The organism is Rhizobium sp. K102 (assembly GCF_022385315.1).
Lineage (GTDB): Bacteria > Pseudomonadota > Alphaproteobacteria > Rhizobiales > Rhizobiaceae > Rhizobium > Rhizobium croatiense.
This window is the reverse complement of sequence record NZ_CP092436.1, coordinates 428476-452520: the sequence shown is the minus strand read 5'-3', so window position 1 is coordinate 452520 and position 24045 is coordinate 428476. Positions and strand designations below refer to the sequence as shown.

The window sequence follows — 24045 nt, the reverse complement described above, 5'->3', positions numbered from 1 at the left end:
GATGACCTTCGACTTTTCACCTTTTCTGCCTTGGCCGGTTCTGGCCGCGCTGGCCGCCGTCGGAGCGGTCATCGCCGCCTTCGCGATCTGGCGCGGCATCCGCGGCGCCTGGATCAGGACGCTGGCGGCACTCGCCCTGCTGACCGCGCTCGCCAATCCCGTGCTGCTGCAGGAGGACCGGGATCAGCTGTCGACGATCGTCCCCGTTCTCGTCGACCGGAGCCAGAGCCAGCAGACGCCCGACCGGGTCAAGATGACCGACGATGCGCTGGCGGCCCTGAAGGGCCAGCTCGCCCGTTTTCCGCAGATAGAGCCGCGCTTCATCGATGTCGAAGGCGACGTCAATTCCGACGTACCGTCGACGCGCCTGTTCGACGCGATGGCGGCCAACATCGCCGATGTCCCGCCGTCGCGCATCGGCGGCGCCATCATGCTGACCGACGGCGAAGTCCATGATGTTCCGGCCGCCAATCAGGCGCTCGGGTTCGATGCGCCGATCCATGGCCTCATCACCGGCAAGGCCAACGAATTCGATCGCCGCATCGAAGTCGTCAAGGGGCCGCGCTTCGGCATCGTCAACGAGGAGCAGCAGGTCGTCCTGCGCGTCTTCGACGACGGCCCGAGCCCCGGCGGCACCGCCGACGTCACGGTGAAGCTCAACGGTGATGAAATCGCCACCCTGCAGGCGACACCCGGCCGGGATACGCCTTTCTCCTTCAAGGTGCCGGGGGGCGGCAGCAACGTGCTCGAATTCTCGGTCACGGCACTTCCCGGCGAAGTCACCACGGCCAATAACCGCGCCGTCCACGTCATCGACGGCATCCGCCAGAATCTGCGCGTGCTGCTTGTCTCCGGCGAGCCGCATGCCGGCGAACGCGCCTGGCGGAACCTCTTGAAATCCGACGCCTCGGTCGATCTCGTCCACTTCACCATTCTGCGCCCGCCGGAAAAGCAGGATGGCACGCCGATCAATGAGCTGTCGCTGATCGCTTTCCCGACACGCGAGCTGTTCATCGACAAGATCAAGGATTTCGACCTGATCATCTTCGACCGCTATCAGGACCGGGCGAATGTGCTGCCGATGCTCTATTACGACAACATCGCCCAATATGTGGAGAACGGCGGAGCGCTGCTGATCGCCGCCGGTCCGGAACATGCAAGCCCGGAATCGATTGCGATGACGCCGCTCGCGTCTGTGCTGCCGGCAGAGCCGACCGGCCGGATGATCGAGAAGGCCTTCTACCCCCGCCTCTCCGAGGAGGGCCGCAAGCATCCCGTCACGCGCGGCCTGGACGGCTCGGGCGAGGACCCGCCGCATTGGGGGCGCTGGTTCCGCAGCGTCGACGTCGAGCGGCCGCAGGGCGAGACGATCATGCTCGGCGCCGACAACCACCCGCTGCTGGTGCTGAACCGCGCCGGCCAGGGCCGCGTCGCCATGCTGCTCTCCGACCAGGGCTGGCTCTGGGCCCGCGGCTTCGAAGGCGGCGGTCCGAACGTTTCGCTCTATCGCCGCATCGCCCATTGGCTGATGAAGGAGCCGGCGCTCGAGGAAGAAGCGCTGACGGCGCGCGCCTCCGGCCGGACCCTTGAAATCACGCGCCAGACGATCGGCGACAATCCGGGCAACGCCACCGTGCGCTACCCCTCCGGCAAGACCGAAACCTTGCCGCTCACCCAATCCGAACCCGGCCTCTACAAGGCGGATAAGCGGATGGACGAGATTGGCCTCTTCGAAGTCCGCAACGGCAAACTGTCGACCCTTGTCCATATCGGCGCTGTCGACGCGCCGGAATTCAAGGCGATGATCTCGACGACAAATGTGCTGAAACCTGTCGTCGACAGGAGCAAAGGTCTCGTGACCCGCGTCGCCAGTGAAAAGGGCGCGATCACCGTGCCGCCGATCCTGCCGGTGCGCGGCCAGGTCCGTGTCTCCGACAATGACCGCATGATGATCCGCATGACCAGCGAGACGGTTTTGAAGGGCATCAATACGCTGCCGCTCTTTGCCGGTTTTGCCGGCGTCGGCATATTGCTGCTCGCCTTCGGCGCCATGTGGTGGCGCGAGGGCAGGTAATTCTGCGCCTGGGTTATGAGGTCTTCGGCGAACTGGAGGATTTTCCGCAAGGCCGCTCGCGCAGCTTCCTCCGGAAAAAACTATAAGTCATCCGTGCCAGGCAATTATTCCCTTCAGCCGTTCATGCACATTCTCGGCGATCGGAACGACGAGCACACGGCCGGGGTCGACCGGTCCCGGGAAGGTAAGCGCGTTATAGGCGACCTTCTCGAAACCGAGCGGGCCGTAATAGGGCGGATCGCCGACCAGGATGACGGCTTCCGAGCCTTTGCGCCGCGCCGCCTCCACCGCGATCCGCACCAGCTCGCGGCCGATGCCTATATTTTTGTGCGAGGGGCGAACCGCGAGAGGGCCAAGCAGATGGCCCTTGACCGTGCCGGCCAGCACCGGCGTCATGCGTACCGAGGCGATCGTCTCGCCGTCGTCGGCGCAGATGAAGGAAAGCGAAAGATCATGCGGTCCCTGCTCGCGAATGCGTGCGGCCGCCCGCGTGAAGCGGCCGGGACCGAAGGCTTCTTCGTTGATGTGTTCGATGGCGGCGTCGTGGGACGCGTCTTCGGTGAGGTAGACGAGATCGTGCTTGTACATGATGACAGAAACCGGATGGACAGATTGATGGGTCTCGAACACGCCTTCGGCGTTCGGGAGCATCAGCGTCGTCGCGGGTTTCTGGAAATGAACATCACGCAGGGATCCTAAAATCGTGAAAAGGCCGATAGCAGGAAAAATTTCCGCCGTCCAACGCAAAATGCATACGAAAGCGCACCGCCTCTTTTCAAACGCGCAAAGGACGCTACAGCACTCTGAATGATGCAGCGCCTGAACGGCGTGACGCACTGTTCAACCTTTACCGCCTGCAAAGCCCCGCTATCTCAGCTAACTTCGGCTCCGACACGCAATCAGGGAATGAAGATCATGGGAATGCTGGTGGACGGCGTCTGGAATGATGTCTGGTACGACACGAAGGAGAGCAAGGGCGAATTCAAGCGGCTGCCTTCGCAGTTCCGCAATTGGGTGACGGCAGACGGCGCGGCCGGCCCCACCGGCAGCGGCGGCTTTAAGGCCGAGCCCGGCCGTTACCATCTCTACGTCTCGCTTGCGTGTCCCTGGGCGCACCGCACGCTGATTTTCCGCAAGCTGAAGAAGCTGGAGGAATTGATTTCGGTTTCCGTCGTCGATCCGCTGATGGTCCAGAACGGCTGGGAGTTCAAGATCGGCGACGGCGCCACCGGCGATCACCTCTTCGGCGCGGCGACACTCTGGCAGATCTACGTCAAGGCGGATCCACACTATTCCGGCCGCGTGACCGTGCCCGTCCTCTGGGACAAGAAAACCCGCGCAATCGTCAACAACGAATCCGCCGAGATCATCCGCATGTTCAACAGCGCCTTTGACGGGCTAACCGGGTCGAAGGCAGATTTCTACCCGAAGGATCTGCGCGCCGACATCGATGCCCTGAACGCCATCGTCTACGACACCGTCAACAACGGCGTCTACAAGGCAGGCTTTGCCACCGCCCAGGAGGCCTATGCGGAGAATGTCGGTAAGCTGTTCGAAACGCTCGACCGGCTCGACGAACGCCTGGGCAAGGGTCGCTACCTTTTCGGAGACCGGCTGACCGAAGCGGATTGGCGCCTGTTCACCACGCTAGTGCGTTTCGACCCCGTCTATGTCGGCCATTTCAAGTGCAACATCCGCCGCATCGCCGATTACCGCAATCTTTCCGGTTACCTAAGAGATCTCTACCAGACGCCAGGCATTGCCGAGACGGTAAACCTCACGCACATCAAGCAGCACTATTACCGCAGCCACAAGACGATCAATCCGACCGGCATCGTTCCCGTCGGCCCGGCGCTCGATCTCGACAGCCCGCATGGACGTGCGACAGTGCCGCGTGTCTTTTCAGACGCGAGGACGCTGTAGGCCTTTAAATTGCTTGTCGCGGCCTAAAAAACCGTGCAGCCCTCACCAACGATGGTCGGGCTGTTGCTCGCCGCGAAGTTCGGCAAGACGGCGATGCGTCGCCTCGGTCGTGCCGGCGGGCAGGCTGTCGAGCGAAAAGAAGCCGCTGTCGGAAATCTCCCAGTCTGGCGGACGTGGTGCCGTCTGCTCGACGGTTACCCGATAGAACACCACATGGTCGCGCCGTGTGGTCGACGTGTTGAAATAGACCTGGATCAGCTGCGGCTTGCCGATGATCCTGAGGTTGCCCTCCTCGCGCAACTCCTTGGCCAGCGCTTCCTCGACCGTCTCGTTGCGTTCCAGGCCGCCGCCGGGCATATGCCAGCCGCCGACATAGCTGTGACGCACGAGAAAAATCCGCCCCTCCGCATCAAAGCAGGCGGCTCTGACACCCATTGTCATGCTCCGGGCGAAAGAGAAATAGACATGCAAAAGGCGCAGGGCCGCCCTGATATGAAGGGGCCGGTTTTCTTTATCCACCATCGCTCCGTTTCAGCTCTTCATCGCGCCGGATGTGTTTGATTTGTCAATAAGCTGGTCTATGTCTCGTAGCATGTTCAAGCTCGCGCATATCTCCGACGTCCATCTCGGGCCGTTGCCCCGTCTTTCCATCCAAGAGCTGTTTTCAAAACGCATAACGGGCTTTGTGAACTGGCATCGAAATCGGCGCAAGCACCTTTTCGGCAGCACGCTCGATCTGCTGCTCGATGACATCCGCGCCCATCAGGCCGATCATCTGGCCGTCACCGGCGATCTTGTCAATCTGGCGAGCGGCATCGAGATCCGCGCCGCCGCCGCCTGGCTGCGCGCGCTCGGCGATCCCGCCGATACATCGGTCGTTCCCGGCAATCACGACGCCTATGTGCCGGGCGCCTATGAGAAATCGATGCGCGCCTGGTACGACTACGTCCGTGGCGATCTCGCCCCGCCGCAATGGCAGGAAGACCGCCACATCTTTCCCTATCTGCGCGTCCGCGACAAGGTCGCGATCATCGGCTGCTCGACGGCGGTCGCCACCCCTCCCTTCGCGGCCTCCGGTTTCTTCGGCGCCCGTCAGGCCCGCGACACGGTGAACATGCTGCGCGCGGCTGGCGAAGCCGGTCTCTTTCGTGTCGTCATGATCCATCATCCGCCGATCCGCGGCGCCACGACCTTCTACAAGCGGATGATCGGCATCCGCCGCTTCGCCGCCGTAATTTCCACCGGCGGCGCGGAACTCGTATTGCATGGCCATACGCACCTGAACACCCTGCACTGGCTGCGCGGCCAGGTGCAACCGGTGCCTGTCGTCGGCATCGCATCGGCCTCGCAGGGACCGGGCAGCATCAAGCCGGCCGCAGCCTACAACCTCTTCTCCATCGACGGCTCTCCCGGTGCCTGGGAACTGAGTGGCGAGCGCTTCAGCCTGAACCGGGCCGGCGACGCGGTAATTCAGGAAAGCGTTGATATTTTCGCGCCTTAGCGACGTATCCGGACTCCTTTCATCCAGCACTTGAATCGATTTGCGAAGACATCGAATGATCGTCGCAACATTTGCCATAGAGGTTTCTTACCCTCTTGGTATTTTCGGCGGTAAGCGTACAATCCGCAACTGCATCGCCTCAGAATGGAGCCCGCCCATGACCTTCTCCTTCCATCGCCTTGGCAGAATCTCGCTTGCCGCAGGCTTTGCCTTCGGCATCGCAACGGCCGCTTTCGCGGTCGGCGGCGGCAACGACGACACCAATCCGCCGCCGAAGACCGAGACGACCAAGACCTGCACCGGCGGCAAGGTGTGGGACAAGACCAAGAAGGAATGCGTCACCCCGAAGAAGAGCAGCTTCAACGACGACGACCTCTACAATTTCGCCCGCGAATTTGCCTATTCCGGCCAGCATGAGAACGCCATCACCGTGCTCAATCTCGCCCGCAATCAAAACGACCCGCGCATCCTGAACTATCTCGGCTACGCCAACCGGAAAGCCGGCCGCATGGAGCTCGGCATGTCCTATTACCGCAAGGCGCTGCACGCCGATGAGAACTACATTCTCGCCCGCTCCTATATGGGCATGGCGCTGGTCGAGCAGGGAGATATCCAGGGCGCCCGCGTCCAGCTCGTCGAAATCCGTGATCGCGGCGGCGAAGGCACCTGGGCCTACCGCGCTCTGCTGCAAAGCTTGAACGGCCACAGAACATATTGACGCAAGCTTTGCGGGCTAGATTACGAAAATTCCCTGGGAAAGGGGACTGGAAACGACCGGATGCTTGCGAAGTGGAGGAGAGTTGTTCCATAAAGCGCATGCATTACCGGCGACAATAACGCCGGATTCGTGTCCGATGGCGGAAACTTCGTCCGCGAAACCACTGTGAGTGCTTCTGGATAGACAATGCGTCAGCCCGCAACGACCATCGACCTCCGCCGTGATCTCGTCGGCCTTCTGCCTCGCCTTCGCCGCTTCGCGATCACGCTCGCGGGCGAGGCGACGGCGGCCGACGAGCTGGTCCAGGCCGTCTGTCAGCGGGCGATCTCCAGGGGTCATCAGTGGAGCGGCGAAGGCCGGCTGGAAAGCTGGATATATACGCTTGCCCGCCAGCAATGGGCCGACGACAGTCGCAAGCGCAAGCCGAAAGCCTCCGCTCGCGGCAACGTCACCGATATTCGTGAGGCCGCGCGCGAACGCTCGGCCGCGGTCGATCCCGACGCCATTCATCGCATGATCGCCGATATGCCGGACGGCGTTTCCTCGATCTTCCTGCTCGTCGACGTCGAAGGCTACAGCTACCAGCAGGCGGGCGACATCATGGGCATTCCGGCGGCGAGCGTCGCCTCGCAGCTCGCCACCGCAAGGCTGCATTTCGCCGGGCTTGCCGACACCCACCCGATCCACAGGTACTGAATTGCTCGATCTCAGGAAATTGTCGCTCGAAGCCCAGCTCACCGCCCTCCTCGATGGCGAAATCTCGCCCGAACAGCGTCACGAATTGGAGCAGCGTCTGGCAAGTGACGAGAATGCGCGCCGGCTGCATGAAAAACTACGTCACGGCGCCGATTTCGGGCGCCGGCGCCTCGACGACGTCCTGAAGGAGCCGGTGCCGCTCGCCCTCGTCCGCGCGATCAAGAGCACACAGCCGCCGAAGACGCCGATCGCCCAGCGCGCCACGCGCCCGCAGGTAAAGCTGGCGCCGAGCGGCCCGCAGGCGCTGGCTGCCGCCCTCATCCTCTTCGTGCTCGGCTGCGGCCTCGGCTATTTCGTCGGCATCGGACCGGATGCCGACGAGGTCGCCACCACGAGCTCGTCGACGGCGCCGGCCAATACCAGCGACTGGCTGGGCGATGTCACTGCCTATCAGCGCCTGCTGATCCGCCAGCCCCGTCACCTCGTCGAAGTGCCGGCCTCACAGGCCGAGGAAATCTCCAGCTGGCTGACGACCGCGATCGGCGTGCCCTTCCGTGTGCCGGATCTGAGCGCCAAGGCCTGGACCTTCCAGGGCGCTCGGGTGATCCTCGGCGACAACCGCCCGGTCGGTCAGCTCGTCTATTCCAACACCGACGGCGACATCATCTCCATCTGCTTCCGCAAGGACGCGCAGCCGCCGGAAACCGACGATTTCAAGGAAACGATCAGGGACGAGATCGGCCTCGTCACCTGGCACAATGCCGGCACGTCCTACGTGCTTGCCGGCCCGTCCTCCGAAGCGACACTCGGCCAGCTCGCCATGGAGATCGCCACGGCGATCTAACCGCCGGCTATCACATCTGTCGGATGATTACCGCCAGCGGAGCTGAGGCGGTACCATGGCAAATCGACCATCAGCATCAGCCGCCCCCTCATCCGCCTGCCGGCACCTTCTCCCCGAGGGGAGAAGACATATGCCGCAACGTCTCGATTCCCTCTTCTCCCCAGCGGGGGTCCGAAGGACGGGCGAGACCCGCGGCTCGCCCAGGCTGGTGCCCTTAGGGCGGATGAGGGGGTAAGCGACGATAGGAGCGAATGCCCGAAGCGCAAGCGACGGGCAATCTTGCGAGGCCGATGCAACGCGGAAGCTGACAAGATCGCCGACTGCATCGTCAGGTCGCGTCGTACCAAGACGATCGCGGACTGGCCCGTTTCGGCATCAATCCTTGCCGGCCTTCACATCGAGCACGCGGTTGGCGGCCGAGACGATCGCCTCGAGCGATGCCGCGACGATATTGGTATTGATGCCGGCGCCGAAGAGCTTGCCGCCGGGATAGGAGGTCTCGACGTAAGAGATCGCCGCGGCGTTCGAGCCGTGCTGCAGCGAATGCTCGGAATAGTCCTCCACCGACATCTCGATGCCGAGATAATGCGACAGCGCGTTGATGAAGCCGTCGATCGGGCCGTTGCCGCGCCCTTCGATGCGCTTGATCTCGCCATTGTCTGATATCTCGGCCGCCACGATCCGCTGACCCTTGCGCTCAGTATCGGGATAGGTGTGGTGATCGACGAATTTGAGGCGCGCTTCGGGCTGCGTCACGTATCGCTCGATGAAGCGGTCGTAGATGCGCTTCGACGGAAGCTCCTTGCCCTCGACGTCGGTGATGCGCTGGATGTCCTCGCGGAACTCGACCTGCAGGTTGCGCGGCAGGTGGAGCCCATAATCCTGCTGCAGGATATAGGCGATGCCGCCCTTGCCCGACTGCGAGTTGATGCGGATGATCGCCTCGTAGGAGCGGCCGACATCGCGCGGATCGATCGGCAGGTAAGGCACTTCCCAGACAGGATGGTTGGCGACCTGTGCAGCCTTCATGCCCTTGTTGATCGCATCCTGGTGCGAACCGGAGAAGGCCGTATAGACCAGCTCACCGACGTAAGGATGACGCTCGGAGATCGCCATCTGGTTCGAATATTCGAACACCTCCTTGATGCGCTCGATGTTCGAGCAGTCGATGCCCGGATCGACCCCCTGCGTGAACATGTTCAGCGCCATGGTCACCACGTCGACATTGCCGGTGCGCTCGCCATTGCCGAAGAGCGTGCCTTCGACGCGGTCGGCGCCCGCCAGCAAGGCCAACTCGGCAGCGGCAATGCCGGTGCCGCGGTCGTTGTGCGGATGCAGCGAGACGATCAGGTTCTCGCGGTTGTCGAGGTTGCGGCACATCCATTCGATCTGGTCGGCATAGACGTTCGGCGTCGCCATCTCGACGGTTGACGGCAGGTTGATGATGAGCTTGTTGTCGGGCGTCGGCTTCACCACCTCGATGACGGCGTTGCAGATCTCCAGCGCCACCTCCAGCTCGGTGCCGGTAAAGCTCTCCGGAGAATATTCGAAACGGTAGCCGCCGCCGGCCTTGGCAGCCATGTCGGTGATCATCTTGGCCGCGTCGACGGCAATCTGCTTGATGCCGTGGACGTCCTTGGCGAAGACGACGCGGCGCTGCAGCTCGCTGGTCGAGTTGTAGAAATGAACGATTGGCCGGTTTGCCCCTTCCAGCGCTTCGAAGGTGCGGGTGATGAGCTCGGGCCGGCACTGCACCAGCACCTGCAGCGAGACGTCGGCGGGAACATTGCCCTCCTCGACGCACCAGCGGGCGAAGTCGAAATCGGTCTGCGAGGCCGAGGGGAAACCGATCTCGATTTCCTTGAAGCCCATCTCCAGCAGCAGATGGAACATGCGCGCCTTGCGGTCGTGGCCCATCGGATCGACGAGCGCCTGGTTGCCGTCGCGCAGGTCGACCGAGCACCAGACCGGCGCCTTGGTGATGGTTTTCGTCGGCCAGGTGCGGTCAGGAATGCGTACCTGTGGATAGGGCCGGTATTTCATCGCGGCATCGGGCATGCCCTTGGCGCCTGCGGAGGATCGGCTGGTGGTGTTGTCCATTGTCTTGTCTCCTCGTCCCGGCATTTGTCCCGCCTCTTAGCCGATCATGTCGGGCTTGGCGATAAACAAATGCGGACCTTCGTCGGTCGTTACGTCAATTTTGAAAGTGAGTTCGCGAGGAGCAATGGCCGGGCGGGCTTTCGGCCGCCGGGCGCTCCTCAAAGGACCCGGCAACCGCGCGTAAGGCCGAGGAGAAGAAGCGAGGTCAGGGCGCGCGAGACATCACGCAAGGCGATGCGGCCGCTTGCAATGGTGTCGGAAATCTTGGCGCCAGAGGTCTTCATGGCCGTGCTTATAACCTTGAGTGGCAGAGCTGGCAAGACCTCGTCCCGGCTTTTGGTCGCTCCCGAACCGGGGTTGGTTTGTCCGGCAATGCGACGCCTTGCCTTATCCTGGCTGGGTTCGGTCTCTCCAGGCCTTCACCAGCTGTGACAGCGCGAGCATCAGCCCGCCCGCGACCAGGCCCCAGAAGGCGCCGGAAATGCCGCCGAAGGAAACGCCGGATGCCGTGACGAGAAAGGTGATCGCTGCCGCCTCGCGCGATTCCGGCGCCTGGAAGGCCGACATTGCCGAGGACGAGAAGGCGCCGACCAGCGCAAGCCCCGCCACCGCCTCGATCAGAACGGGAGGCGCCAAGGCGACGAAGGCCGTCACCGCGCCGGCAAGCAGCCCGAGGACAATGTAACCGACGCCGGCGATCAGCGATGCCCAATAGCGCCGCTTCGGATCGGCATGGGCATCCGGCCCGGCGCACATGGCCGCGGTGATGGCCGCCAGATTGACGGCGTGACCGCCGAACGGCGCCGACAGCAGCGAAAAGAAGCCGGTGACGGCGAAGAGCGGGCCGGGCTTCGGGTCGTAGTGGTTGACCTTCAGCACCGCGATACCGGGAATGTTCTGCGAAGCCATGGTGACGATGAAGAGCGGCAGCGCGATCGAGATGAAACCGGCAAGGTTGAACACCGGCCGGACGATTTCCGCCGCCGGCACCAGCGAGCGTTCGAGCGAACTGAGCGCACCATCGGGAATATCGACGCCGAAGGCCAGAACCAGCACGAAGGCTGCCAATGCCGCCGGCACCGCCCAGAGCCGCTTGAAGGCGCCGACGACGATCCAGGCAAGAACGATCGGCAGGCCGAACAGCGGATTGAAGCCGATTGCCTTTACCGGCGCAAAGCAGAGGCCGATCAGCACGCCGGAGAGCATCGCATTGGCGAGCGGCGCCGGAATGGCGGCGACGGCGCGGCCAAGCGGCTTGAACAGCCCGGCGATGACGATCAGCACTGCGCAAATCAGGAATGCCCCGACCGCCGCATCGAAGCCGCCCTCGATCGCGCCGGTGCTTGCCAGCAATGCGGCGCCGGGCGTCGACCAGGCGATGCTGATCGGCAATCGCGTCACGGCGCTGAGCACGATCGCGCAGACGCCCATGGAGATCGACAACGCCATCAGCCCGGAGGCCGCCTGCGCCTCCGTCGCGCCGACCGCCCGCAGCCCGTGGAGAACGACGGCAAAGGAGCTGGCGGAGCCGACGAAGGCGGTCAGCAGCCCCATGAACAGGGCCTGGACGGAAAAATCTTTGAGCATGCCGGACTCGCGAGCTGCGGGAATGGCGCATGGAGCATGATGGCCGTCGTATACGCAAGCCCGGATTGGGCCCTTTCCGTTCAGCACCCGCATCTCATGCCGGCGAAATGAAAACGCCCTCGACTGCTGCTGCAGGCAAGGGCGTTTTGACGGCTTTGGCTGAGAAAACTCAGATATCGGCCTGTGACGTCACGATCCGCGAAACGAGGCCATAGTCCTTCGCCTCTTCGGCAGAAAGCCAGTAGTCGCGATCAGTGTCCTTGGCGATCTTGTCGAGCGGCTGGCCGGTGGCCGCCGCCATGATCTTGTTCAGGCGCTCGTTCATCTTGATGATCTCGCGTGCCTGGATCTCGATGTCGGATGCCATGCCGCGCGTGCCGCCAGAGGGTTGGTGCAGCAGGAAGCGCGTGTTCGGCAGGCAGATGCGCCGCTCCTTCGGAGCCGCGACATAGATCAGCGCGCCCGCCGAGGCGACCCATCCCGTGCCGATCATCCAGACCTTCGGCTTGATGAACTTGACCATATCATGGATGGAATCGCCGGATTCGACGTGGCCGCCGGGCGAATTGACATAGATGCGGATGTCCTCGTCGCTGGCTGCGGCAAGCGCCACGAGCTGCGAGCAGACCTTCTGCGCCAGTTCCTGATTGATCGGTCCATAGATGAAGATCGAACGCGACTTGAAAAGATTCGCCTCCGTTTCCTTGCCGAGCGGCAGTTCCTTCGTCTTGTCGTCCTGTTCTTCGTCGTTCATTCGAACCTCTCGGAGATGAATTCGGGTTCCTCGCACATAGTGCGACTCAATGCCTAAAACAATGCGGGAAAAACACAAGGCACCGAAGCGGTGGAGATATCCTTAAGAAGCCGCGCGCCGTTCCGCAAGCCTTACTGAAATGTAACGGTGAAAGGCTTTGAAAAGCCTGAATCGCTTCCTACCTCACCCCTCACGCGGCAATGCCGTACGAAATAACAGGAGACAAGACATGTCACCCGAAGAACGCCAATTGCTGACCGCCCTGTTCGACCGCGTGCGTACCGCTGCGGCCACGCCGCGCGACAGCGAGGCCGAGGCCCTGATCGACCAGGCGACGCGGCAACAGCCCTCCGCCACCTATTATCTGGCTCAGGCCGTGATCGTTCAGGAAAAGGGGTTGGAAGCGGCCGCCAACCATATCAAGGAACTCGAGGAACACGTCCGCCAGCTGGAAGCCGGCGCGAGCGAACACCGCCAGGCCGAACAGGGCGGCGGCTTCCTGAGCTCGATCTTCGGCAACACCCAGACGCAGCAGCCCGCTCCGGTTCCGTCCAGTCCGGCCAATCCCGGTCCCTGGGGCCAGCCCTCCCGCGCCCATGACGAACCCCGCGGCTACGACAGCAGCGCTCGCCAGATGTCGCAGCAGCCGACCGGCCCCTGGAGCCAGCAGGCCTATGCGCCATCGGCAGGCGGCAGCTTCCTGCGCGGCGCGCTTGGCACGGCAGCGGGCGTTGCCGGCGGCATGTTGCTTGCCAATTCGCTGAGCGGCATCTTCAGCAACCACATGTCCTCGCTCGGCTGGGGCTCGCCCTTCGGCGCCAATCCTTTCGGCAACTCCAGCGCGCCCACCGAGGAAACCGTCATCAACAATTATTTCGGCAATGACGACACGCGCCAGGCTTCAGATAATGCTGCCGATAATAACGACGACGGCAATCTGCAGCAGGCCGATTACGATGATGGCGACGATTACAGCGATGACTCGTCGGGGGATGATGTCACCGATGTGTGAGGCTTGATGACCAAAGAGGGGAGCGGCAGTTTGTCTTCAATTGCCGCACCGTATCCCGGCCCTCCGCTTTGGCTCAGGGCGTTCGCTACTGCAATCGCTTCACTGGATCGATTGCTCGGGCTGCGCCCGACCGCAGCTCACCCACGTCCACGATAGGTGGCGACGCCTTGCTCCGGCAGCCACACGCCTTCCGGCGGCTTGCCCGTCTGCCAGAAGACGTCGATCGGAATGCCGCCGCGCGGATACCAGTAGGCGCCGATTCTCAGCCATTTGGGATCGAGCAGTTCGACGATGCGCTTGGCGATATAGATCGAGCAGTCCTCGTGGAAGGCGCCGTGATTGCGGAAGGAATGCAGGAAGAGCTTCAGCGACTTCGATTCCACCAGCCATTCACCCGGAATGTAATCGATGACGATATGGGCGAAATCCGGCTGTCCGGTCATCGGGCAGAGCGAGGTGAATTCCGGCGCGATGAAGCGCACGACGTAATCGGTGCCGGCATGGTTGGACGGCACTTTTTCAAGCACCGCCTCCTCCGGCGAATGAGCGGTTTCGGTCTGCTGGCCCAGCATCGACAGGCTGGAAACATCGGTATTCGGCATCATGCCTCCTTGACGACTTTGACGCGGATGCCATGGGCCTTTTCGCCCTCCGGCTCCACATGAATGGCGATTTTGGCGCCCTCATGCACTGTCCTGATGGCATCCTCAAGGCGGTCGCATATATCATGCGCCTGCCGCACGGACATAGCCCCCGGCACCACCATGTGAAAATCGATGAAGGTGACGGTACCCGCCCGCCTGGTCTTCAGATCATGCACGCCGATCGAGCCCGCCGCATGGGTGGCGATCGCCTGCTTGATCGCTTCCTCCTCCAGCGGATCGACTGCCTGGTCCATCAGGCCGCTGATCGATTGCGAGATCACCTTCCAGCCCTGATAGAGGATGTTGACGGCGACAAGAATGGCAAGCACCGGGTCGAAGATCGCATAACCTGTCGCCAGCGCCAGCAGCAGGCCGGCGAGCACGCCGACGGAGGTGACCACATCGGACATGATATGCTGGCCGTCCGCAGCCAGCGCCGCCGAGCGATGTTTGCGGCCCGCCCGGATCAGCAGCCGCGCCCAGACCGCGTTGATGATGCCGGCCGCGAAATTGATCGCAAGTCCGAGGACCGGCGCATCGAGCATGCGCGGTTCGGAGAGATAGCCGATCGCCTCGTTGACGATCAACAGCGCCGCGACCACGATCAGCACCCCTTCGGTGACGGCAGACAGATACTCGGCCTTGTGATGGCCGAAGGGATGGTCGTGATCGGCTGGCTTCTGCGCGTAGCGGATGACGAAGAAGGCAATGAAGGCGGCAACGACATTCACCGTCGATTCAAGCCCGTCGGACAGCAGCGCCACCGATCCGGTGAACCACCAGGCCACCATCTTCAGCCCCATGACGCCGAGCGAAAGCGGGATCCCCCACATCGCCAGCTTCCGAACCGTGAGATCGCCGTGGTCGCTCATATCGTCCTCCTGCGGTTGCGAATGAATTGCAGGGTCCAAGCCATTGAAATGCAAAACCGCCCACGCGAATGTCGCGCAGGCGGTCCAGTTGAGGGTGATATGGGCGATGATGCAGGATTTGTCAAAGAGAATGACGCGTCCTTCACAGCTGTTGCCGTCGGATACGCGAATCCGGCTTCAGCTCTGGGGAGCGGGATCGCAGACAGGCTGCGGCCAGCGCAGCAGAGCGGCCTGCCCGGCCGGCGTCAGCGCGTAGACGCCCTTCTCCTTGCGCTCGAACCATCCGTAGACATTGTCGAGCAGGATCCGGCCGGCATTGGCCGTAAGCGCCTTCATATCGCGCGGCCGCGCCACGCCCTGGTCGAGCGCCGCCGCGCAGAGCAGCGCCTGTTGGCGATAGGCGGTCATGATCGGCGCGCGTGAGCCACCGCCGACGGCGGGATCGCCGCGCCGGCGCTGGTGCTCACTGACGAGACGCGTGCGCCGCTTCGGATCGGTGCGCGGCATCGGCGAAACGGAACTGACGATGACGCTGACCTCGCCGCCATCGGAGACGCCGAGCATGCCGATCCCGAGCCGCCGGCAGAGATCACGGTAGCGTTTGTCGGCCTCTCGGCCGCGCCCCTTGGCCGAAACGCGCGCCGCGATCCAGACTTCATCGCTCATCGCCGCCCGGTCGACCGCCTGGAGCAACAGTTCGAGATTGAAGGAGAGCTTGAGTTCGCAGATGATTACGACCGGCGGCTCACCATCGCTCAGCCCGACGAGATCGCAACCGCCGACCTCACCCTTGACCACATAACCGGCCGCTTCCAGGAACGCTTTGACCGGCAGGTAGAGCGACGTCTCCATCGGAAAATCGCGCCTCAGGCAGCGTTGAGATCGGCAATCTCGCCATATCGGGCAAGCAGTCGCGGCGAGGTCATGTCGCCGGTTTCCTCGTCGACGATCACGGCATAGGCCGCAACGCCGACGAAACGCCCGGCCATCGCCGAGGCGATCTTTTCCGCGCTGACGGCATTCGATGCCTGCCGCATTTCGCCGGGCACGAGATTGCCGCGGTTCTTGCGGTAAGGAAGGACGATGAACTTCTCGGCATTGGCCACGGTGATAATTCCCGGTTGATCGTTCCGGAAATGTTCTGATTTGTCCGATAAAGTCAACCCGCCCTTCCCGCTGTCGGGGAAGGGCGGAGCGAATGGCCGTCAAGCAGCCTTGGTCTTCACCTTGCGCGCCAGATGCGCCACGACATTCTCGATCATCCGCATGCCGGCATCGCCGCCGAGCGTCATGATCGATTCCGGATGGAACTGCACCGCGGCGATCGGCTCCTTGGCATGTTCGATGCCCATGATCGTGCCGTCCTCGCTCTCCGCCGTGATGATGAACTCAGCCGGCAGCGTCGAGGGATCGGCGAAGATCGAGTGGTAGCGGCCAACCGTCACCTCCCTGGCGAGGCCGGAGAAGACGATGCCCGGCTCCAGCACACGGATGCGCGAGGGCTTGCCGTGCATCGGCAGCGCCAGATGGCGCAGTTCCCCGCCATAGGCCTCGGCGAGCGCCTGCAGGCCGAGGCAGACGCCGAAGATCGGCAGGTTGCGGGCTCGCGCCTTCTTAATCGTCGCCTTGCAGTCGAAATCCTTCGGCGTTCCAGGCCCGGGCGACAGCACGACCAGATCCGGATTCAACCGATCGAAGATCTCTTCCGGCACGGGCGTGCGCACGGTCGAAACCGTCGCACCCGTCTGGCGGAAGTAATTGGCGAGCGTGTGGACGAAACTGTCCTCATGGTCGATGAGCAGGATGCTGACGCCCTTGCCGACGCTTGCGACGTCGCGCTGGATCTTGCCGGAATTGCCGGTCTTGGCGTCTCGGATGGCGGAAAGCATGGCAGAGGCCTTCAATTCGGTTTCGGCTTCTTCTTCCTCCGGAATGGAGTCGTTGAGCAGAGTGGCGCCGGCGCGCACCTCGGCAATGCCGTCCTTGATGCGCACGGTTCGCAGCGTCAGGCCGGTGTTCATGTCGCCATTGAAGCCCACCATGCCGATTGCCCCACCATACCATGCACGCGGGCTCTTTTCATGGCTCTCGATGAAGCGCATCGCCCAGAGCTTCGGCGCGCCGGTGACGGTCACCGCCCAGGCGTGGCTGAGGAAACCGTCGAAGGCGTCCATGTCGTCGCGCAGCCGGCCTTCGATATGATCGACGGTGTGAATGAGGCGCGAATACATCTCGATCTGCCGGCGGCCGATCACCTTGACGGAACCCGGCTCGCACACACGGCTCTTGTCGTTGCGGTCGACGTCCGAGCACATGGTCAGCTCGGACTCGTCCTTCTTGGAATTCAAAAGCTTCAGAATCTGCTCGCTGTCGGCGATCGGATCGTCGCCACGCTTGATCGTACCCGAAATCGGGCAGGTCTCGATGCGCCGTCCCGAAACGCGCACGAACATTTCGGGCGAGGCGCCGACCAGATATTCCTGATGGCCGAGATTGATAAAGAAGGAATAGGGCGACGGATTGATCGCCTTCAGCCGCTTGGAAATATCGGAAGGCTTGCTTTCGCAGCGCTCCATGAACTTCTGCCCGGGCACGACCTCGAACAGATCACCCTTGCGGAAGCTTTCCTTCGCCTTGGTGACGAGTTCGGCATATTCGCCCGGCCGATGGTCGCTCTTCGGCGGAATGGCATCCGTATGCTGGAAAGGCTCCGGCGCGATCTGCTCGGCCTTGCCCTCGGTCGTCACGCCGCCTTTCTCGAAATCGTAGCGGTCGATCCAGGCTTTGGCAGCGTAATTGTCGACGACAAGGATCTCGTCCGGCAGGTAGAGCACCATGTCGCGCTGGTCGGAAGGCCGCGTCAGCTTCAGATCGATCGCGTCGAACTGGAAGGCGATGTCGTAGCCGAAGGCGCCGTAGAGCCCGAGGCTCGCATCCGCCTGCGAATAGAAGAGGTCGGTGACGGCGCGTAGCACGGTAAAGACCGTCGGCATCTTCGAGCGCTCCTCCTCGGTAAACACCCGGTCCGGCGCCTTGACGGAAAGATCGAGGCGGCGGGCGGAGGAAGCGCCGAGGACGAGGTCGGGCACCGTCTGCAGCCGCTCGGTCACGAAGCCGAGAAGCACCTCGCCGCGTTCGTTATAGGCTTCGATCCAGACGTCGCGCCCGAAGGAAGAGATGCCGAGCGGCGGATCGACGACGGCGGTATCCCAGCGCGTATAGCGGCCCGGATATTCGTAGTTCGACGAGAACACCGCGCCGCGGCGCTCGTCGAGCTTGTCGACATAGGAAGAGACCGCGTCGCTGTAGGGGATCGCCCGCCGCTGCCGCGTGACCGATATCCCGCCCTTGGTCTCGTAGATTTCCGCACCATCATCCCGCAGGATAGTTACCATAATTCCACTCCGTTATCGGGGCCCGGACAACAGGCGGCGATAAAACAAAAAAGCCGCCTCGAAGTTTCGGGCGGCTCACTCGTCGTCGTCTTTGGACACGATTGGTCGAGGCCGCCTCAGCGAGCCCACCACCAAACAGCGATGTTCAAAGACTTGATCATGGGGAAAATTGTTAGCCTGAGATCAGCCGCCGCGCAAGAGGCGATCGCACGAATGAAAAGGGCGGCCCGAAAGCCGCCCCCTCCCCAGCCTTGAAGGTATGACCGGCTCAGAAGGTCTTGGTGAGCGAGACCTTGAATGTGCGGCCCGGCTCGGAATACCACTCCCGCGGCTGCGACGCCGTCGCCGAGTTGAGATTGACGTCGCGCACGGCGAGCGCGTTGTAGTGCTCCTGGTCGAAGATGTTGTAGACACCAGCTTGAACGCGCAGGCCCGGTAGCTGTTCCGGCGTCCACCAGCCGGTCAAATCCACGATGGCATAACCAGGCGCATCGAACGTCGTATCGGGAGTCGTGCCGACGCTATTGAGGTGGTCGGTCAGCATACCGGCCGAAAGCGTCGAGGAAAGGTCAAAGCCGAAGGTCTCATTGCTCCAGCCGCCGCCGATGATCGCCTTCAACGGCGCCACCGAGCGCAGGCGCTGCGTGGTCTCTTCGTTCCTGCCATAGGCATAGGCAAGCGAAGCATGCAGATTGATGCCATTGTTGAAAGTCTTGACGGCGCTGGCTTCGATACCCGAGATCGTCGCTGCTGCCACGTTCGTGTAATTGAACTCAGTAAAGCCTGTCGCGTCGACGCTCGTCACCGTCTCGATGAAATTCTGATAGCGGGTGTGGAAAAGCGCGACCCTTCCGGTAACATCGCCCGTGTCGAAATTGGCGCCGACTTCGATGCCGCGGCCGATTTCCGGTTCCAGATCAGGATTGCCGAGCTGGGCGTAGCGGCCCGTGGGGTTGTAGAAGCGGCTGTAGAGTTCGTCGACGGTCGGCGCGCGGAAGCCGACCGCCAGCTGCATATAGAGCTCTACATCAGGCGTCAGGTCGTATGTCGCAAGGATCTTCGGCGATATGGCGGCCTCCGTCCGGTCGCGAAGATCGCCGAAACGGGTAAGGCCGGTATTGTTGGCAAAACCGCCGCCGGTCGAGGGATCGTAGTTGAACCAGTCGAAGCGGAAGCCGGGCGTCAGCGTGAAGCCTGTATTGCCGATCTCGATCTTGTCTTCGACAACGAGCCCAAGGTTCCGGCTGTCGACGTCAGGCACTTCCGCCTGATTGTTCAGCGACGGGCAAGTCGTCGACGTGGGGCACAGAGCCCAGCTATATTGGCTCCAGCTGGAGATGCCGACGTCAAGGCCGACGCGAACGGAGTGGCTGAGACCGGAATATTCGAAATCCTTCGTCGCGGTGCCGCTGAAGCCCCAGGTTTCGTTTTCGACCTCGTTATTGCGGCCATAGGCAACATTGGCAGTCGTACGCCCCCCGCTGCCCGCTTCCTTCTTCAAATCCTGCCAATAAAGCGTAGCGCGCGCACTGCTGAAGAACGCGTCGGAAGACTGCGCTTCATAATCGTAGTCGAGCGATACGCGATCGCGGTCACGCTGTTCGCGACCGTCATAATTGTCGATCATGAAGTTGCGAGGGCTGGTTCCTCCCTGAAGGTGGCGCAGGTCGGTTTCTAGATCGCGGCGGAAACGTTCCGCCGTCAAGCCGATGCGATGACCGCCTTCCAGCTCCTGGCGCAGTTTGAAGAGCAGGTTGTTTTGGTCGAAATCAGCCGGGTTCGCCTCGGTGCGAAGAGCACCGTAAACGTCATTATTGCCCATGTTCGCCCGCTCATGGCCTTTGCGGTAGCCGCCCTGGAACAGGATCGAGGTGCCGCCGATCTTCTTGGCAGCGGCGGCCGATCCGGAGAGGCTGCGGTCTTCGCTGTCATAGGTCGATTTCACGATCGCGCCCCAGTCACGGCCTTCAGGAATGAGATCCTCCGGCTCCAGCGTGTTGAGAACAATGGCGCCGCCGAGCACGCCGGAGCCACCCTTGCTCGAATCCGCGCCGCGCACGATATCGAGCGAAGACAGTGAATCGAAATCGAAAGTGTCGCCGCCGCCATTGGCGTTGGCCGGCGCAAAAGCGCCCTGGCGCGAGCTGTTCGAAATATATGGGATCGGAATACCGTCGATCGTCGTCAGGATGCGAGCACCGGAAAGGCCGCGCAGGTTGAAGCCCGCATCGGCGCGCGAATAGTTGACGCCCGCATCGACGCTGCGGCCGATGTCGTCAAAATTGGTGACCTGCTTCTCTTCCAGTTGCTTCTGGGTGACCGCGGTCGCGAGCGGAGTATCGGCGACGCTGCCCGGCGCCACGCGCTTGCCCCTGACGACGATCTTCTGCAGGACGGTGCTGTCATCCGCCGCCGCTTCCGGCGTGGTGGCCGGAGCGCTCTGCGCGAAAGACTGCGAAACAGGAACAACAGCTGCAACTGCCGTGCAGACCAATAGAACCGAGCGCCAATGCCGGACGATCATAACCTACCCTCTCATGATGATTACCGGGCTGGCTGGTCGTGGCGCGTCGAACGCTCGATGGGCTGGCTAGGCTTTTGCGGATAAGACGGAGCAGAAATCCGCCTTCTTTTTGCCGCATAAAAAACATGAGAAACATTGTCAACATAATCGACCAATTTATGTTGAATATTATTTTCAAGTTTTAATGATCTTCCAGTACGTTGCGCAATTGCAACGAAACCCGCCATAATGCGTTATCCCTTCCGCTATCGACACCAGGGAATCGGATGCGTTGAGACAACTTTCGATACTGGCGATCCTTCTCGCCGCTACCGCCTTTCTTGCTGGCGCCCGCCTGCCCCCGCATGGTCCCTTACCCCAACCTCGACCTGACACTGGGGCTGCAGCCAGTCCTACTCCGCTCCCCGACAAGACTGAACCACCCGCGCCGGCGGATGTGCCGGCGCCGCAACCGAAGCCCGATGTGAAGGAGCCGGAGACGCCGGCGCCGCACCAGCCATCGGCGCCACAAGCCGAACCAGGAAAGTCCGAACCGGCAAAGCCCGAACACGCAGAGCCGGAGCCGGCAGAACCGATGCAAGGCCCGCCGTTGCCGCCGGGCGGGCTAAAAAGCCCGCAGACGCCGGCGGAGGAGAACAAGCCGCCAGCCGAGCAGACGCTCGAAGAACAGCATCTGACGATCGAACCTGAAAGCGACTCCGAACACGCAGAATGCACCGCCGCACTCCGAGCTTTGGGCGTCGTCTTCAAGGACACGCCGCGCGTCGACGACGGCAACGGCTGTGGCATCGACAAACCGATCATCGTCTACGAAGCCCTGCCCGGCATTGCGCTCAAGCCGGAGGCGACGATCCGCTGCCCGGCGGCACTCGCCCTCGCCCGCTGGCTGAAAGAGAGCGTCATCCCGGCCGCCTCCGCTGCCCTGCCGGAACAGGGGCGCCTCACGACCGTCAACCAGGCAACATCCTATATGTGCCGTCTGCGCAACGGCGCTGAAACCGGCAAGATCTCCGAGCATGCCCGCGGCAATGCCATCGATATTGCAAGCTTCCATTTCGAGAAAGGCGAAGACGTCGCCGTCCGCGCCCGCCGCGAGGACCCGACGCTGACCGGCGCCTTCCAGCGCACCGTCAGCGCCGCCGGCTGCATCTATTTCACCACCGTGCTGGACCCCGAAAGCGACGCCGCCCACGAGACCCATTTCCATCTCGATGTGATGGAAAGGAAGGGCGGTTATCGCTACTGCCATTGATCATTCAAGCGTCTGCGATTCCGCTTGAATCAGGTCGTCCAGTCACTAAACTTCAGCAGGGCGCTAGCCCGGCTTGATCATATCGGCGCGTACATCGCCCGTCACAATCCCGGCGCAGCGATCAGGGTGATCATCCGTATCCGATCCATCGTGGAAAGCCTGCCGGATCATCCTTTGATGGGAAAAGCTGGCCGCGGGCGGACACAAGGGAGATGGCAAGCGATATCCCCTATATTGTCGCTTATCGGGCGACAGAGAACGAAATCGAAATTCTGACAATCCTGCACACATCTCAGCGATGGCCGAAGAGCTTCTGAACGCTATTTCACATTTTGGGCCGGGCTCCGAACGAGCCCTCGCCGGATCAGAACAACCCCTCGATATAACCCTGGTCGTTTAGGAAAATCCGCTCCGCCGATGGTGATTTCGGCAGGCCGGGCATCGTCATGATCTCGCCGGTGATGGCAACGACGAAGCCGGCGCCGGCCGAAAGCCGCACCTCGCGCACGGGAACGATATGTCCTTCCGGCGCGCCGCGCAGGTTTGGATCGGTGGAGAAGGAATATTGCGTCTTCGCCATGCAGATCGGCAGCTTGCCGTAGCCCTGCTCCTCCCATGTCTGCAGCTGATCGCGCACCGCCTTGTCGGCCGTCACCTCGCCGGCATGGTAGATCTTCGAGGCGACAATCTCGATCTTCTCGAACAGCGAAATGTCGTCGCCATAGAGCGGCTGGAATTTCGCCTGGCCCGATTCGGCCAGTTCCACCACCTTGTGTGCCAGTTCCTCGATGCCGGCCGAACCCTTCGCCCAATGCTGGCAGAGGATCGCCTCGGCGCCGAGCCTTGAGACAAATTCCTTCACCGCCGCGATCTCGGCATCGGTGTCCGAGACGAAATGGTTGATCGCGACGACCACGGGCACGCCGAAACGGCGCACATTGGCAACGTGCCGGCCAAGATTGGCGCAGCCCTTCCTCAGCGCCGCGACATTCTCCGTGCCGAGCTCCTCTTTTTTCACCCCGCCATTCATCTTCAGCGCCCTGACGGTCGCGACGATGACCGCCGCATCCGGTCTCAGCCCGGCTTTGCGGCATTTGATGTCGAAGAATTTCTCGGCGCCGAGATCCGCCCCGAAACCTGCTTCCGTCACCACGTAGTCGGCAAGCTTCAGCGCCGTCTTCGTCGCCGTCACCGAATTGCAGCCATGGGCAATATTGGCGAAAGGGCCGCCATGCACGAAGGCGGGATTGTTCTCCAGCGTCTGCACGAGGTTCGGCTGCATCGCATCCTTGAGCAGCACCGCCATTGCGCCGTCGGCCTTCAGGTCGCGCGCATGCACCGGCGTCCTGTCGAAGCGATAGCCGATGATGATATCGCCGAGCCGCCGCTCCAGATCTTTCAGGTCGGTGGCGAGACAGAGGATCGCCATCACTTCGGAGGCGACGGTGATGTCGAACCCGCCTTGGCGCGGGAAGCCGTTGGCGACGCCGCCGAGCGAGGAGACCATGCTCCTGAGCGCCCTGTCATTCATGTCTATGACCCGCCGCCAGGCGATGCGGCGGATGTCGATATTCTCTTCGTTGCCCCAATAGATGTGGTTGTCGATCATTGCCGCCAGCAGATTGTGCGCCGAGGTGATCGCATGGAAATCGCCGGTGAAATGCAGATTTATATCTTCCATCGGCACGACCTGCGCATAACCGCCGCCTGCCGCTCCGCCCTTGACGCCGAAGCAGGGACCGAGAGAAGCCTCGCGTATGCAGATGATGGCGTTTTTGCCGATCCGGTTCAGCCCGTCGCCGAGCCCGACGGTCGTGGTCGTCTTACCCTCGCCTGCCGGCGTCGGGTTGATCGCGGTGACGAGGATCAGCTTGCCATCTTTCTTGCCCGCCTGCGCCGCGATGAACTCGGCGCTGACCTTGGCCTTGTCGTGACCATAAGGAGCGAGCTGGTCGGCCGCTATGCCGAGCTTCGCTCCGATCTCGAAGATCGGCTTCTTGGCCGCCGCGCGCGCGATTTCGATATCGGATTTGATTGACGGCATGGATGCTCCCCTCCCGAACTCCGCAGCAGCGGAGCCGATGTTTCCTATTCATCGGGATAGCGAAATATAGGCAGGGTGTGAATAGCGCCGCGCCTTGCGGCTGCC

The 24045-nt window shown here is 62.3% G+C and carries 21 protein-coding genes and 2 pseudogenes; 10 read left to right on the top strand and 13 right to left on the bottom strand.

Going from position 1 to position 24045, the window contains the following annotated elements; genetic code table 11:
- Position 1 precedes the first annotated feature (1 nt).
- Together MHI61_RS08125 and MHI61_RS08120 are read left to right on the top strand one after the other, a co-directional pair.
- Positions 2-2074, top strand: coding sequence for a hypothetical protein (locus MHI61_RS08125; protein ID WP_239791606.1), 2073 nt, complete (start codon positions 2-4; stop codon positions 2072-2074).
- A pseudogene (locus tag MHI61_RS08120) lies at positions 2068-2160 on the top strand (GNAT family N-acetyltransferase); the annotation flags it as partial. The gene MHI61_RS08125 and the pseudogene MHI61_RS08120, both read left to right, overlap by 7 nt.
- Position 2161: 1 nt before the next feature.
- Here the strand turns inward: MHI61_RS08120 and MHI61_RS08115 are convergent.
- Positions 2162-2725, bottom strand: coding sequence for an N-acetyltransferase (locus MHI61_RS08115; protein WP_097665616.1), 564 nt, complete (start codon positions 2723-2725; stop codon positions 2162-2164).
- A gap of 264 nt (positions 2726-2989) precedes the next feature.
- On the opposite strand from MHI61_RS08115, the gene MHI61_RS08110 reads away from it, so the two are divergent.
- Positions 2990-3997, top strand: coding sequence for a glutathione S-transferase family protein (locus MHI61_RS08110; protein WP_239792805.1), 1008 nt, complete (start codon positions 2990-2992; stop codon positions 3995-3997).
- Positions 3998-4039: 42 nt separating this feature from the next.
- Here the strand turns inward: MHI61_RS08110 and MHI61_RS08105 are convergent, their stop codons facing one another.
- A complete protein-coding gene (locus tag MHI61_RS08105) occupies positions 4040-4519 on the bottom strand; it encodes an NUDIX domain-containing protein (protein WP_239791605.1) in 480 nt (159 codons plus the stop codon).
- A 70-nt stretch (positions 4520-4589) separates the two neighbouring features.
- On the opposite strand from MHI61_RS08105, the gene MHI61_RS08100 reads away from it, so the two are divergent.
- The 4 genes from MHI61_RS08100 (at position 4590) to MHI61_RS08085 (ending at position 7756) form a co-directional block, all read left to right on the top strand.
- Positions 4590-5498, top strand: a complete 909-nt coding sequence (locus MHI61_RS08100) for a metallophosphoesterase (RefSeq protein WP_239792804.1) — start codon at positions 4590-4592, stop codon at positions 5496-5498.
- A 157-nt stretch (positions 5499-5655) separates the two neighbouring features.
- A complete protein-coding gene (locus tag MHI61_RS08095; RefSeq protein WP_239791604.1) occupies positions 5656-6216 on the top strand; it encodes a hypothetical protein in 561 nt (186 codons plus the stop codon).
- A 186-nt stretch (positions 6217-6402) separates the two neighbouring features.
- Complete coding sequence (locus tag MHI61_RS08090; protein ID WP_239791603.1) at positions 6403-6912, top strand: RNA polymerase sigma factor; 510 nt, start codon at positions 6403-6405, stop codon at positions 6910-6912.
- A gap of 1 nt (position 6913) precedes the next feature.
- Complete coding sequence (locus MHI61_RS08085) at positions 6914-7756, top strand: anti-sigma factor (protein ID WP_239791602.1); 843 nt, start codon at positions 6914-6916, stop codon at positions 7754-7756.
- Between the two features lie 375 nt (positions 7757-8131).
- Here MHI61_RS08085 and leuA read toward each other — a convergent pair whose 3' ends face one another.
- The 3 genes and pseudogenes from leuA to MHI61_RS08070 form a co-directional block, all read right to left on the bottom strand.
- The gene (leuA, locus tag MHI61_RS08080; RefSeq protein WP_239791601.1) at positions 8132-9856 is read right to left on the bottom strand and encodes a 2-isopropylmalate synthase; all 1725 of its coding nucleotides are present in this window, start codon (positions 9854-9856) and stop codon (positions 8132-8134) included.
- A gap of 387 nt (positions 9857-10243) precedes the next feature.
- Positions 10244-11474 (bottom strand): annotated as a pseudogene (locus tag MHI61_RS08075) (benzoate/H(+) symporter BenE family transporter).
- 138 nt (positions 11475-11612) lie between these two features.
- Positions 11613-12197, bottom strand: coding sequence for an ATP-dependent Clp protease proteolytic subunit (locus MHI61_RS08070; RefSeq protein WP_010029790.1), 585 nt, complete (start codon positions 12195-12197; stop codon positions 11613-11615).
- 229 nt (positions 12198-12426) lie between these two features.
- Between MHI61_RS08070 and MHI61_RS08065 the strand changes: the two genes are divergently transcribed.
- Positions 12427-13209 (top strand): DUF2076 domain-containing protein, encoded by a 783-nt coding sequence (locus MHI61_RS08065; RefSeq protein WP_239791599.1) that lies wholly within the window; start codon positions 12427-12429, stop codon positions 13207-13209.
- A gap of 137 nt (positions 13210-13346) precedes the next feature.
- Here the strand turns inward: MHI61_RS08065 and queF are convergent, their stop codons facing one another.
- From queF to MHI61_RS08030, 7 genes are all read right to left on the bottom strand, one after another.
- Positions 13347-13811, bottom strand: coding sequence for a preQ(1) synthase (gene queF, locus MHI61_RS08060; protein ID WP_239791598.1), 465 nt, complete (start codon positions 13809-13811; stop codon positions 13347-13349).
- Positions 13811-14725, bottom strand: a complete 915-nt coding sequence (gene emfA, locus MHI61_RS08055) for a CDF family cation efflux transporter EmfA (RefSeq protein ID WP_239791597.1) — start codon at positions 14723-14725, stop codon at positions 13811-13813. The genes queF and emfA overlap by 1 nt, the downstream gene beginning before the upstream one ends.
- Positions 14726-14902: 177 nt before the next feature.
- Complete coding sequence (locus MHI61_RS08050; RefSeq protein WP_239791596.1) at positions 14903-15577, bottom strand: DUF2161 family putative PD-(D/E)XK-type phosphodiesterase; 675 nt, start codon at positions 15575-15577, stop codon at positions 14903-14905.
- 14 nt (positions 15578-15591) lie between these two features.
- On the bottom strand, positions 15592-15831 hold the full coding sequence (locus MHI61_RS08045) for a hypothetical protein (protein ID WP_221098632.1): 240 nt from the start codon (positions 15829-15831) through the stop codon (positions 15592-15594).
- Positions 15832-15930: 99 nt separating this feature from the next.
- Positions 15931-18120, bottom strand: coding sequence for an anthranilate synthase (locus MHI61_RS08040; RefSeq protein ID WP_239791595.1), 2190 nt, complete (start codon positions 18118-18120; stop codon positions 15931-15933).
- A gap of 268 nt (positions 18121-18388) precedes the next feature.
- Positions 18389-20644, bottom strand: a complete 2256-nt coding sequence (locus MHI61_RS08035; RefSeq protein WP_239791594.1) for a TonB-dependent hemoglobin/transferrin/lactoferrin family receptor — start codon at positions 20642-20644, stop codon at positions 18389-18391.
- Positions 20645-20664: 20 nt separating this feature from the next.
- Positions 20665-20871, bottom strand: a complete 207-nt coding sequence (locus MHI61_RS08030; RefSeq protein ID WP_239791593.1) for a hypothetical protein — start codon at positions 20869-20871, stop codon at positions 20665-20667.
- Positions 20872-20879: 8 nt separating this feature from the next.
- On the opposite strand from MHI61_RS08030, the gene MHI61_RS08025 reads away from it, so the two are divergent.
- On the top strand, positions 20880-21896 hold the full coding sequence (locus MHI61_RS08025; RefSeq protein WP_345774870.1) for an extensin family protein: 1017 nt from the start codon (positions 20880-20882) through the stop codon (positions 21894-21896).
- Positions 21897-21920: 24 nt separating this feature from the next.
- Positions 21921-22172, top strand: coding sequence for a type II toxin-antitoxin system RelE/ParE family toxin (locus tag MHI61_RS08020; RefSeq protein WP_345774863.1), 252 nt, complete (start codon positions 21921-21923; stop codon positions 22170-22172).
- Positions 22173-22260: 88 nt separating this feature from the next.
- Here MHI61_RS08020 and MHI61_RS08015 read toward each other — a convergent pair whose 3' ends face one another.
- Positions 22261-23940 carry a formate--tetrahydrofolate ligase gene (locus tag MHI61_RS08015; protein WP_239791591.1) on the bottom strand — a complete coding sequence of 560 codons (1680 nt, stop codon included), beginning with the start codon at positions 23938-23940 and terminating at the stop codon, positions 22261-22263.
- Positions 23941-24045: the final 105 nt, after the last annotated feature.